Below are 11,817 nucleotides of genomic sequence, written 5' to 3' on the forward strand. Positions count from 1 at the left end.
AAAGTAAAATAAGGAGAGTAATCTCCTTAATTTTTTTGAGGAGGACATATGAAGTTATTTAATCAGTTAGCTCTTATTTTAGGAATTTGGGCAATAGGAGAATATATTAGTTCTTTTTTACAAAATATCATTGTAGTACCAGGAAATATTATAGGTATGATATTATTATTTTTACTTTTACAATTTAAAATAATAAAGCTAGAAAAAGTAAATGAATTGGGGGATTTATTAATAAATAATATGGCTATATTTTTTGTACCCGCAGGTGTATCACTTATAAGATCTTTAGATTTAATAAGCCAAAATATATTTGTTTTAATAATGACTATATCTCTTAGTACTATAGCTGTAATGTATATAACAGGTTTTGTAGTAGAAAAAATGATAAGCAAAAAGTATAAGGAGGAATAATATGTATAATGTACTAGACACACCAATATTCGGAATAGTAATTACAATAGTATTTTTTAATTTAGGGGTATATATCCAGAAAAAAACTAAAAATCCAGTGTTTAATCCGTTATTAATAGCAATTATAACGATAATTGCATTTTTAGGAATAACAAAAATACCATATGAAAAATATAAACTTGGTGCAGATAGCATAAACTTTTTACTAGGTCCAGTTACAGTAGTGTTAGCTATACCTTTATATAAACAATTTGATTTATTAAAAAAACATTTCTTAGAAATAGTAATTGGAATAGTAAGTGGAGTATCTGTTTCTTTAGTTAGTGTAATGCTAATAGGTAAATTTACAAATGCAAATATAGACATTATAAATTCTTTGATACCTAAGTCTATAACAACCCCTATGGGAATATCACTAACAAATACATTAAGGGGAATAGAATCTATAACAGTTGTTTCTATAATTTTAACAGGAATATTAGGGGCTATAATTGCTCCAACTATATTTAAAATAGGTAGAATAAAACATCCAGTTGCAAAGGGGATTGCACTAGGTACATCAGCACATGCACTGGGAACTACTAAAGCTATAGAAATAGGAGAGGTAGAAGGTGCTATGAGCAGTTTATCTATAGGTATAGCAGGTATGATAACTGTCATAATAGTTCCTATAATATTGAACTTATTATAAAAACATTAAAAATAATAAAAATATTATAAAAAATACTAGACATCTAAAAAAAAGGTAATATAATATAATCTGTATTTATATATAAATATCTTAAAAAGTATAAGCAATTTGAAGGGAGAACAAAATGAGTAAAGTTAATACCGCTTTAGAAGACAATTTGTTTTTAAGATATGCGGTAATAATAACAGGAATGCTTATTGCATGTATAGGCATAAATGGATTTTTAAGACCAGCACATTTATTAAGTGGTGGAGTAACAGGTATAGCAGCAATAATAAACTATACAACAGATATAAATATGGGGTTATTAACATTCTTAATTAATATTCCAATATTTATATTAGGATTTATTTTCTTAGATAAAGACTTTTGTATAACTAGCTTAGTAAATATGATATTATTTTCAATACTTTTAGGTGTAACTCAAAATGTAGGTAATATAATACCAACACATGATATTTTCTTACAAAGTGTATTTGGAGGAATACTATCAGGTGTAGGATCAGGGATGGTATTTAGAACTAAATCTTCTCAAGGTGGTACAGACATTATAGGTGCTATATTAAAGTTCAAGAAGAACATAGCAGTAAAAGATACAGCTTTAGCAGCTAATTTAATAATAGTATCTATTGGTGGAATTATATATGGAATGGATTTAGCGTTATATACACTTATAGGATTCTACTTAAATGCATCAGCAATGAATTTCATTAAGAATGTAATGACTTATGAAAAATCAGTTATGGTTATTTCAAATGAAAGTGAGTCTATAGCTAAAGAAATTATGACAAGCTTAGTAAGAGGAGTAACATTCTTAGAAGCAGAAGGTGCTTATACAAAAGAAAAGAAAAGAATAATTTACTGTATAGTACTTTCAAAAGAGATTCCAAAAATAAAAGAAATTGCTTTAAAGTACGACCCAAAAGCATTTATATCTGTTAATGATGTAAATGAAGTAAAGGGAAGAGGATTTAAAGAAAGATATTTATAAAATATAAATAAAGTATGAATAAAAATAGTATAAACGTTAATAATATATTATGAGAGGATTATTATCCTCTTTTTAACTCTAGAGTAATAAATTTATTTAAGCGGGTTTCTTATGTATAAGAGCATAGGAGTAAGTTTTTAATTTATACTTAAATTAGGACGGATGGCTTATAAGTTGTTAGTGTAATCGGGTAATGTGGATGTGTAAAAAATAGAGTATATCACAGCTGTGGTATACTCTATTTTTATTATAAAATTTATTATAGCTATAGAAATGTTTTTAATATAAATATATAATGTTTCTATAAAGTAGATGATAAAACCAATGGGGGAAGAGCAATATGAATTTATCAAGAGAGTACATTGACATATATAATAATTATATGAAATATATAAATGAAATAAAAAGAGAATGTAGACCAATAGAACATATGAAAAATAGAGTTTTAAAAAAAGATAAAAAGGCTACGGAAGAAGAAATAAAAGCTTTAGAACAAAACAGTGAATATAATAATGAAAACTCTGGACAATTAGAATTCAAACCACAAAACAAAAAATATGAATTTTCTAATGGAGATATTTACTTAGGAAAAGTTATTGATGGAAAGTTAAATGGAAATGGAGTATATATTGTTTCGCCAGAAGAATCTATGGGATTTGAATACATAGGTGAGTTTAAGGATGATGAAAAATGTGGTAGAGGTATTTGTACTTTTACTAATGGCAATATATATATAGGTGGATTTAAAGCTGATTTAATGGATGGAATAGGTCAGATGATTTATAAAAGTAATGATGAGTATATAGGAGGTTGGGAAAAAGGACATAAGCAAGGACAAGGTATATATAGATGGAACGAAGGAACTATTTATATAGGTGAGTTTAAAAAAAATAAAAGAGAAGGACAAGGTATTTGTTACGATAAAGAAGGAAATATAATTTATGACGGCGAATGGAAAAATAATCTAACTCATGGAGAAGGAACTTACATATGGAATGAAGGAAAAAGATATGTAGGAGAATTTATGTATGGAAAAAGACATGGTTATGGTACTTTTTATTTAAATAATGAATTAGTATACCAAGGGCCTTGGAAATATGATAAGCCGTGCATATATGATAAAACTTTAGATGAAATATTTGCTTTTAAATTATAAGACACTGTTAAAGTAATCCCTTATATCCATTGAATTAGGATATAAGGGATTTTTTGGAGGTGATGTATTGATAAAGAAAATAGGAATACTAATGGTAATATTATCAATAATAGTTGTAGCTAAGAATAATGATGTTTTTACAAAGGTTAAATCTACTATTATTGATACTGAAAGTAGCAATGACATATATACTGAACCAAATTTAGATGAGTGGATAGAAATTGATAACTTTCAATATATAAAAATAGGAGATAGTAAAGATGATGTTATTTCAAAAATAGGTGAACCATCTAGAATTGATACTAGTGAATATGATTTTAAATGGTACGTTTATAATCAAAATATTAAAAAATTTGCTATGGTTGGAATTGAGGATGGATTTGTTGTAGCTTTGTATAGTAACTCTATTAATTCTTGCGAAACAGAAGGAATAAACTTAAATGATAGTAAGGCAAGTGTAAATAATAAGTACGACTCAATGGAATACAGAAGAAAAGGGAACACTAGATATATCATCCAATCTAATGGAGAATATGACATAATAAAAGAAAATAAAAAATACATAACTATATTTTATGATGTTATAGAAAATAGCAAAGTTTGTTCTTATCAAATAATAAATCAAAAATCAGAAGATAATATGAAAGAAATTTATAGTCGTGGTAGTGAAGAATTACAGAAAAGTTTTGAACTAGAAACAATAGATTTAATTAATAGTACAAGAGCAAAGTTTAATTTTAATTCATTGGAGTATAGTGATACTGCAACAAAAAGTGCAAGAAAACATAGTAAAGATATGTTAGAAAATAATTACTTTGATCACATAAATAAACAAGATGAAACTCCTTTTGATAGAATGGAAAATGAAGGCGTGAAATATATGAGTGCAGGTGAAAATATAGCATCTGGTCAATTCAATGCAATATATGCGCATGAAGCTTTAATGAACTCTAAGGGACATAGGAAAAATATATTAGGTGAGTATAAATACATAGGTGTTGGTATTGGATTTGGAGGAACCTATAAAATATATTATACGGAGAATTTTTTTATGTAGATAATAATTTAAATAATATTGTATATTTTAATGGAAAGTTTAATAGCTATTATAAAGGACAAAAATAATAAAATAAGTCAATTTACTTAGAATATGTTACAATAAAATTAAAAGGGGGGCTTTAAATTTCATAAAATATAAAACATTTTTCATAAAATTTAATATTATATATTAAGACTATCTTGAGAAGGATTGATTGTTAATGAATAATAAGATTTATGAGAAAAAAGAGTTCATGATTTTTAAGGTTAAAGAAGGCTATATAGCTTATAATACTAAAAAAAATTTTCAAGAGGGTCATACGCATTTAAAACACTTTGAAGCAGCAAAAACAGCAATTGACTTGGTAATAAATAAAAAAGTTCCTAGAAGTACAGATGGATACTACCTAACAAGTCTAATAAGACTTAGTGAAGATGAGTATTATATATCAAAGATAAATGAATTACTAGATGCAAGAGAGCAAAAAGGGAAAAAAGACAAATATTATAACCCTGGATATAAATTATCAAAAAGGAGCATATAGCTCCTTTTTTTATGCTTAAGTAAATTATATTGACATGAATTTCGTAAAGAATATATAATTAAATATAAAAATTGTACAAAATTAATACTTAATTAGACTATAATAGTATTGAGAGTTTGTTAAAATAAATACACTTTAAGGGGGCACTTGGTATGATTCTTATGATTGATAACTATGATTCGTTTGTATACAACTTAGTTCAATATATAGGAGAATTAGGAGAAGAAATAGTAGTAAAGAGAAATAATGAATTAACACTAGAAGATATTGAAAATTTAAATCCAGAAATAATAGTTTTATCACCAGGTCCATGCTCACCGACAGAAGCGGGTATATGTATAGATGTAGTAAATCATTTTAAAGGCAAGAAACCAATACTAGGAATATGTCTAGGACATCAAACTATAGGACATGCCTTTGGTGGAAATATAATCAAGGCCATAGAGCCTGTTCATGGTAAGGTTCATAGTATAAAACATAGTAATAAAGGCGTATTTAAAGATTTGAATAATCCATTAAATGTAACTAGATATCATTCATTAGTAGTAGATGAAGAAAGTTTACCAAGAGATTTAGAGATAACTGCACTAACTAATGATGGAGAAATAATGGGTATTAGACATAAAAAACATCTTATAGAAGGTGTTCAGTTCCATCCAGAAGCTATTTTATCAGAACAAGGTCATGAGATACTTAAGAACTTTATAAAAGAAGCTAGAGAAAGGGTGGAAATATAGTATGATAAAAGAAATTAAAACTAAACTAAATTCCTTTGAAATATTTACAATATTTAGAGATGAAAAAGATAGTTTTATATTAGATAGCGCTATGGATAAAGAAAAATTAGGTAGATATTCTTTTATTAGTAGCAATCCATTTAAAACTTTAAAATACAAAAATACAGAAGAAAATCCTTTAGATTATTTACAAAAGGAACTGAATAAATACAAAGTTACTAATAATACTCATTTACCATTTATAGGTGGAGCTGTAGGATATTTATCTTATGATTTAGGTAATTATATAGAGAAACTTCCAAGAAAGGCTAAGGACGATTTAAATGTATATGATTTATACTTTGGCCTATATAATTATGTAATAGTAATAGATCACTTTGAAGAAAAAACATATATAGCTACACCAGATATAAATGTAGAAGAAGAAAAAAATATAATTAATCATATTGAAAGACAAATATTAGATGCTGAAAAAAAAGGAATAGATTCTATTTGTTATGAAGAAAAAGATGTAGAGCCAATAAAACTTCAATCTAATTTTACAAAACGTGAATTTGAAGAATCTGTTCAAAAAGTTAAAGGTTATATAAGATCAGGAGATATATATCAAGCAAATTTAACTCAAAGATTTAATGGTGAAACTACTTTGTCCAGTTATGAGCTATATAGAGATTTAAGAAGAATAAGTCCAGCTCCATTTGGAGCATATTTAAACTTTGATGGTTTTAATATTTTATCAAATTCACCTGAGAGATTTATAAAATGCATAGATAAGAAGGTAGAAACAAGACCAATAAAAGGAACTAGACCTAGAGGTAAAACTAAAGAAGAGGATTTTAGGCTTCAAGAAGAATTAAGAAATAGCGAAAAAGATAGAGCGGAACTACTTATGATAGTAGATTTAGAAAGAAATGATATAGGTAGAATATCTAAAATCGGTAGTGTAAAAGTACCTGAATTATTTGTAATAGAGCCATATGCAAATGTTAATCATCTAGTATCCACAGTAGTTGGAAATCTTAAAGAAGATAAAGATGCAATAGATGTTATAAAGGCTACTTTCCCAGGTGGTTCGATAACAGGTGCTCCTAAGATTAGATCTATGGAGATTATAGATGAATTAGAACCAACTCAAAGAAATGTTTATACTGGTTCAATTGGATATATAGGATTTAATGGAGATATGGATTTAAATATAGCCATAAGAACTATTGTCAAAAAAGAGAATAAAGTATACTTCCAAGTAGGTGGAGGTATGACATGGGGATCTAATCCAAGTGAAGAGTATCAAGAAACTCTTGATAAAGCTAAATCTATAATGAAAGCATTAAGAGGTTACTATGAAGAGTAGTGTAAGTTTTAATAGTGAACTAAGCAAATTTGGAATAGGATTATTTGAGACTATAAAAATAGAAAATGACCCACTAGATTTAGATTTGCATATGGATAGACTTTTTAATTCCATTAAAGAACTAAATTTTAATATTAAATATAGCAAAGAAGATTTAAAGAAAGAAGTAATTAAGTATATAAATGATAATAATATAAAAAATAAAGCACTTAGGCTAACTGTATTTGATGAAGGTTATAATATTTCAATTCGTGATGTGGCATATAGTAAAGAAACTTATGAAAAAGGATTCAAATTAATAATATCTCCTATAAAAAGAGGTAATAGTATACTGTATAAGCATAAAACTACAAACTATTATGAAAATATTTACACTAAAAGATATGCATCTAGTAAAGGTTATGATGATGGTTTATTTGTAGATTGTGATGGGAATATACTGGAGTGTTCTATGAGCAATATATTTTTCATAAAAGATAATACAATTTACACTCCAAATAAAGAATTACCTTTATTAAATGGCATAATGAAAAAAAGGATTTTGGATATTTGTGAAGAACTAAATATAGAATTAATAGAAAAAAATATAAGAATAAAAGATATTGAAGAATATGATTTTGCATTCATCACAAATAGTCTTATGAAAGCTATTAAAGTGACACAAATTGAGCAAAAAGTCTATAATTCATCAAATGAATTATTTGATAAAATAGTAGTTTGCATATAATTAAATTACAGTTAGTGGAGAAGTGATATGACAAGTAAAATTTATGAAATTTATAAATTAGAAATAGATAAGATAATAAAAAACTCTAACACTATAGCTGTATTTTTAGTCGGGTCATCTAAGAATATAGACTTAAATGTAGCTAATGAAAATATAAATGATATTGATGTTTTTGTATTTGTAAATATAGGTGAAAATCAAGTAAGAGAAATAAAAAGAATTGAAGGAATAGAATTTGATATAAACTATTTCTCGAGAAGAGGATTTAAGGAACTTTTGGATAATAAAGAATACTTTTTCTTAAAGGAAATGAAGGATGCTAAAGTTATCTTTGATAGAAATAATACAGCAGCGGGTATAATACAATTATGCAAGTCAAAATATATGGAAGGTCCGAATAGAATTTCAGCTGAAGAAAAGTTTTTTATAAAGTCTGAAATATATTCTAGTATAACTAGGTTGAAAAATAAAGAAAAGTTTGATTTATTTGAATATAATTTTTTAGTTAATTTATATTTAAAAGAATTAATAGTTGGGTATTTTACTATAAATAATAAATGGATACCGAAGGATAAAAAATTACTTAATGAATTAAAGCATGATAATCCTCGTCTTTATGAATTAGTGAATGAAGTAAAAAATGAAGAAAAATATGAAAAGTTGTTAAATATTTATAACTACATATTTAAAGATGTGGTTATGAAAAATTATATAAAAATAACTTACTAGTCAAGGGGGTTAAACCAATGAGTAAAGTAGATAAGAAGAAGATAGAAAATGCGATAAGAGATATATTAGAAGCTATAGGAGAAGATCCAGATAGAGAAGGTCTTGTAGACACTCCTAGTAGAGTTGCAAGAATGTATGAAGAAATATATTCAGGTATTCATCAAGATCCAAGAGAACATCTAAAGGTTCTTTTCCAAGATGAAAAACATGAAGAAATGGTTATAGTAAAAGATATACCTTTTTATTCATGCTGTGAACATCACTTAGTGCCTTTCTTTGGTAAAGCACATATAGCATATATACCAAAGGGTGGAAGACTAACAGGTTTATCAAAACTTGCTAGAGTTGTTGAAACTTTTGCTAAAAGACCTCAATTACAAGAAAGAATAACTAAAGGTATAGCAGACATAATAATGGAAGAATTACAACCTTATGGAGTTATGGTAGTTGTAGAAGCAGAGCATATGTGTATGACAATGAGAGGTGTGAAAAAACCAGGATCAAAAACTGTTACATCGGCAGTTAGAGGAGCATTCGAAAATGATCCATCTACAAGAGCTGAAGCAATGAGCCTAATAAATTTAGGATAGGAGAAATTTAAGAATGTTTGAATATGGAAAAAAAACTTATATAATGGGAATTTTAAATGTTACTCCTGATAGTTTTTCAGATGGAGGAAATTTTAATAAAATAGATGAAGCTATAAATCATGCTAAAAAAATGATAGAAGATGGAGCCGATATAATCGATATCGGAGGCGAATCAACTAGACCAGGTCATAAGTATGTAGAAGCGGATGAGGAAATTCAAAGAGTAATACCTGTAATCAGAGAGCTTAAAAAAGAAATAAGTGTACCAATATCAATAGATACATATAAGGCTAAGGTTGCTGAAGAAGCCTTAAAATTAGGTGTAGAAATGATAAATGATGTATGGGGATTAAAAAAGGATGAAGATATGGCTAAGGTAGTAGCTAAATATGATGCTCACGTTTGTATAATGCATAATCAAGAGGGAACAGAGTATAACGAAGATATAATGGAAAGTATTAAAAAATCTCTTAAAGAAAGCATAGATATGGGACTTGAAGCTGGCGTTAAAAAGGAAAAAATAGTTTTAGATCCTGGTATAGGATTTGGAAAAACTTTTGAACAAAACTTAGAAGTACTTAAAAGGCTAGAAGAATTAAATGATTTAGGATTTCCGGTTTTACTTGGAACATCTAGAAAATCTGTAATAGGAAACGTACTTAATGTAGAGCCAAAGGAAAGATTAGAAGGAACAATAGCTACAACAGTATTAGGTGTTAGAGATGGTATTGATATAGTTAGGGTTCATGATGTTAAAGAAAATTTAAAGGCAGCTAAGATGGCAGATGCTATATACAGAAGGTAGGTTTTAAAAATGGATAAAATACTATTAAATAATTTAGGATTTTATGGATATCATGGTGTATTAAAAGAAGAAAGTGTTCTAGGTCAAAAGTTTTTTATAGATATGGAACTTTTAGTAGATACTAAAGAAGCTGGGTTAACTGATGATATGAATAAATCAGTTAGTTATGCAGATGTTTATAATGTAGTAAAAGAAATAACAGAAAATAAAAGATTTAATCTTATAGAAGCTTTAGCAGAAAATATAGCTAAAGAAACTTTAGAGAGATTTGGACTTATAAATGAGGTAATGGTTAGAGTAAAAAAGCCTGAAGCTCCTGTAAATGGAATTTATGACTATTTTGGAGTTGAAATAAGGAGAGGCAGATAATGAATATAAGTTACTTAGGTCTTGGAACTAACATGGGAGATCGATTAGGGTATATACTAAAAGCATGCGAATTAATTGATACCCATGAAAATGTAAAAATAACTAAGAAATCTAAAATTTATGAAACGAAAGCTTGGGGATATACAGACCAAGCGGATTTTTTAAATGTATGTCTAGAGGTACAAACTAATTTAGATGAATATGAACTACTAAATTTATGTCAAGACATAGAACAAAAGTTAAACAGAAAAAGAATTATAAGGTGGGGACCAAGAACTATAGATGTAGATATATTATTTTTTAATGATAAAATATCAAATGATGAAAACTTATTACTTCCTCATCCAAGAATTCAAGATAGAGCGTTTGTTTTGATACCTCTTATGGATTTAAATAGTAAACTTTTAATTAATGGTAAAACTATAGATATACATTTAAACTCTCTAACTAAAGACCAACGAGAAGAAGTAAAGGAGTTTACAATTGATGAGAAAGACACTATTTAATGACGACATAAAAATTGAAATTAACTCATGCGGTAAAAAAATAGTAGCAAAAGAAAATAAGATAATAATGGCAGGGCCTTGTGCTATAGAAAGTTATGATCAACTTTTAGAAACTGCTAAATTTATAAAATCTCAAGGTGCTAATATACTAAGAGGTGGAGCGTTCAAACCAAGAACATCACCAAATTCATTCAAAGGTTTAAAAGAAGAAGGTCTAGAAATATTAAAGGCTGTAAAAAAAGAAACTGGACTTGCTGTTATAACAGAGCTTATGGATATTAGAGATTTAGAAAAATTATATGAAGTAAGTGATGTAATTCAAATAGGCTCTAGAAATATGCAAAATTTTACCCTTTTAACTGAAGTAGGAAAACAAGATAAGCCAGTAATGTTAAAAAGAGGATTAGCATCAACTATAAATGAATGGATTGGTGCAGCAGAATATATAGCTGTAGAAGGTAATAAAAATATAATCATGTGTGAAAGAGGTATAAGAACTTATAATGATTATACTAGAAACACATTAGATTTAGCAGCAGTTCCAATAATACAAAAAGAAACTAATTTACCGGTTATAGTAGACCCAAGTCATGGAACTGGTGTAAGATATTTAGTTAAACCAATGTCTATTGCAGCATTAGCTTGTGGTGCAGATGGTTTGATGATAGAAGTTCATCCAAATCCTAGTGAAGCTTTATCTGATGGAGCTCAGTCACTTCACTTTGATGAATTTGGAGAATTAATGAGTGATGTAAGGTTACAAGTAAAAAATTTATAGAGTTAAAAAAGAGGCTATTTGCCTCTTTTTTATATAAATATTATTTTGAGATGTATTAGTTAAATTATTTAAGATAATTTTACAAATAGAAAGTATAAAACTTAGAAATAAATAGAATTTACGGAAAATAATAGAGATGATTCTGAGATATACCTTAGAATCATCTTTTTATTTGAGATTTTAAGTTTAAAAATAAACTTTTTTGTAAATATAAATAAAAAGATAAAAATATTATTTTACATTTTATATTTTTATTTATGAAGATAATAATATATATCAATTAAAAGAAAAGTGCAAAAATAATAGAATTTTTTTAATATTAAGAAGGAATTTAAGAAAAAAAGTCGAAATATGTATAAGAGTATTTGACTTTTTTGCAATATAATGTAAAAT

General features: G+C 27.0%; 15 protein-coding genes. All 15 read left to right on the forward strand.

Features of this window, described 5'->3' with window-relative positions; translation table 11 throughout:
* The first annotated feature begins 48 nt into the window (after nt 1–48).
* The 15 genes from I2A66_RS02960 (at nt 49) to aroF (ending at nt 11,424) form a co-directional block, all read left to right on the forward strand.
* A complete protein-coding gene (locus tag I2A66_RS02960) occupies nt 49–411 on the forward strand; it encodes a CidA/LrgA family protein (protein WP_122639431.1) in 363 nt (120 codons plus the stop codon).
* 1 nt (nt 412) lies between these two features.
* Nucleotides 413–1,102 (forward strand): LrgB family protein, encoded by a 690-nt coding sequence (locus I2A66_RS02965; RefSeq protein WP_122639430.1) that lies wholly within the window; start codon nt 413–415, stop codon nt 1,100–1,102.
* Nucleotides 1,103–1,226: 124 nt separating this feature from the next.
* On the forward strand, nt 1,227–2,093 hold the full coding sequence (locus I2A66_RS02970; protein ID WP_122639429.1) for a YitT family protein: 867 nt from the start codon (nt 1,227–1,229) through the stop codon (nt 2,091–2,093).
* 340 nt (nt 2,094–2,433) lie between these two features.
* Nucleotides 2,434–3,249 (forward strand): MORN repeat-containing protein, encoded by an 816-nt coding sequence (locus I2A66_RS02975; RefSeq protein ID WP_122639428.1) that lies wholly within the window; start codon nt 2,434–2,436, stop codon nt 3,247–3,249.
* Between the two features lie 67 nt (nt 3,250–3,316).
* Nucleotides 3,317–4,306, forward strand: a complete 990-nt coding sequence (locus I2A66_RS02980) for a CAP-associated domain-containing protein (protein ID WP_243238634.1) — start codon at nt 3,317–3,319, stop codon at nt 4,304–4,306.
* A 202-nt stretch (nt 4,307–4,508) separates the two neighbouring features.
* Complete coding sequence (locus tag I2A66_RS02985; protein ID WP_122639427.1) at nt 4,509–4,832, forward strand: hypothetical protein; 324 nt, start codon at nt 4,509–4,511, stop codon at nt 4,830–4,832.
* A gap of 152 nt (nt 4,833–4,984) precedes the next feature.
* Nucleotides 4,985–5,569 carry an anthranilate synthase component II gene (locus tag I2A66_RS02990; protein WP_122639426.1) on the forward strand — a complete coding sequence of 195 codons (585 nt, stop codon included), beginning with the start codon at nt 4,985–4,987 and terminating at the stop codon, nt 5,567–5,569.
* A 1-nt stretch (nt 5,570) separates the two neighbouring features.
* Nucleotides 5,571–6,920: an aminodeoxychorismate synthase component I gene (gene pabB / locus I2A66_RS02995; protein WP_122639425.1), complete on the forward strand. Its 1,350-nt coding sequence runs from the start codon at nt 5,571–5,573 to the stop codon at nt 6,918–6,920.
* The gene (locus I2A66_RS03000) at nt 6,910–7,647 is read left to right on the forward strand and encodes an aminotransferase class IV (protein ID WP_122639424.1); all 738 of its coding nucleotides are present in this window, start codon (nt 6,910–6,912) and stop codon (nt 7,645–7,647) included. Before pabB ends, I2A66_RS03000 begins: the two co-directional genes overlap by 11 nt.
* Nucleotides 7,648–7,674: 27 nt before the next feature.
* Nucleotides 7,675–8,376: a hypothetical protein gene (locus I2A66_RS03005; RefSeq protein WP_122639423.1), complete on the forward strand. Its 702-nt coding sequence runs from the start codon at nt 7,675–7,677 to the stop codon at nt 8,374–8,376.
* A gap of 17 nt (nt 8,377–8,393) precedes the next feature.
* The gene (folE, locus tag I2A66_RS03010) at nt 8,394–8,966 is read left to right on the forward strand and encodes a GTP cyclohydrolase I FolE (RefSeq protein WP_122639422.1); all 573 of its coding nucleotides are present in this window, start codon (nt 8,394–8,396) and stop codon (nt 8,964–8,966) included.
* A gap of 13 nt (nt 8,967–8,979) precedes the next feature.
* Complete coding sequence (folP, locus tag I2A66_RS03015) at nt 8,980–9,771, forward strand: dihydropteroate synthase (RefSeq protein ID WP_122639421.1); 792 nt, start codon at nt 8,980–8,982, stop codon at nt 9,769–9,771.
* Nucleotides 9,772–9,780: 9 nt separating this feature from the next.
* Entirely contained in the window at nt 9,781–10,140 is a 360-nt protein-coding gene (folB, locus tag I2A66_RS03020) for a dihydroneopterin aldolase (RefSeq protein ID WP_122639420.1), read from the forward strand.
* Nucleotides 10,140–10,646 (forward strand): 2-amino-4-hydroxy-6-hydroxymethyldihydropteridine diphosphokinase, encoded by a 507-nt coding sequence (gene folK, locus I2A66_RS03025; RefSeq protein ID WP_122639419.1) that lies wholly within the window; start codon nt 10,140–10,142, stop codon nt 10,644–10,646. The genes folB and folK overlap by 1 nt, the downstream gene beginning before the upstream one ends.
* The gene (gene aroF / locus I2A66_RS03030; protein ID WP_122639418.1) at nt 10,627–11,424 is read left to right on the forward strand and encodes a 3-deoxy-7-phosphoheptulonate synthase; all 798 of its coding nucleotides are present in this window, start codon (nt 10,627–10,629) and stop codon (nt 11,422–11,424) included. The genes folK and aroF overlap by 20 nt, the downstream gene beginning before the upstream one ends.
* Nucleotides 11,425–11,817 lie beyond the last annotated feature (393 nt).

Origin of the sequence: Romboutsia sp. 1001713B170207_170306_H8 (assembly GCF_015550495.1) — a bacterium.
Classification (GTDB): Bacteria; Bacillota; Clostridia; order Peptostreptococcales; family Peptostreptococcaceae; genus Romboutsia_E.

What these genes read in the sequence shown, in the direction of transcription:
- I2A66_RS02960 (WP_122639431.1), top strand. Translation starts at nt 49, where the DNA reads ATGAAGTTATTTAATCAGTTAGCTCTTATTTTAGGAATTTGGGCAATA.
- I2A66_RS02965 (WP_122639430.1), top strand. Translation starts at nt 413, where the DNA reads ATGTATAATGTACTAGACACACCAATATTCGGAATAGTAATTACAATA.
- I2A66_RS02970 (WP_122639429.1), top strand. Translation starts at nt 1,227, where the DNA reads ATGAGTAAAGTTAATACCGCTTTAGAAGACAATTTGTTTTTAAGATAT.
- I2A66_RS02975 (WP_122639428.1), top strand. Translation starts at nt 2,434, where the DNA reads ATGAATTTATCAAGAGAGTACATTGACATATATAATAATTATATGAAA.
- I2A66_RS02985 (WP_122639427.1), top strand. Translation starts at nt 4,509, where the DNA reads ATGAATAATAAGATTTATGAGAAAAAAGAGTTCATGATTTTTAAGGTT.
- I2A66_RS02990 (WP_122639426.1), top strand. Translation starts at nt 4,985, where the DNA reads ATGATTCTTATGATTGATAACTATGATTCGTTTGTATACAACTTAGTT.
- pabB (WP_122639425.1), top strand. Translation starts at nt 5,571, where the DNA reads ATGATAAAAGAAATTAAAACTAAACTAAATTCCTTTGAAATATTTACA.
- I2A66_RS03000 (WP_122639424.1), top strand. Translation starts at nt 6,910, where the DNA reads ATGAAGAGTAGTGTAAGTTTTAATAGTGAACTAAGCAAATTTGGAATA.
- I2A66_RS03005 (WP_122639423.1), top strand. Translation starts at nt 7,675, where the DNA reads ATGACAAGTAAAATTTATGAAATTTATAAATTAGAAATAGATAAGATA.
- folE (WP_122639422.1), top strand. Translation starts at nt 8,394, where the DNA reads ATGAGTAAAGTAGATAAGAAGAAGATAGAAAATGCGATAAGAGATATA.
- folP (WP_122639421.1), top strand. Translation starts at nt 8,980, where the DNA reads ATGTTTGAATATGGAAAAAAAACTTATATAATGGGAATTTTAAATGTT.
- folB (WP_122639420.1), top strand. Translation starts at nt 9,781, where the DNA reads ATGGATAAAATACTATTAAATAATTTAGGATTTTATGGATATCATGGT.
- folK (WP_122639419.1), top strand. Translation starts at nt 10,140, where the DNA reads ATGAATATAAGTTACTTAGGTCTTGGAACTAACATGGGAGATCGATTA.
- aroF (WP_122639418.1), top strand. Translation starts at nt 10,627, where the DNA reads ATGAGAAAGACACTATTTAATGACGACATAAAAATTGAAATTAACTCA.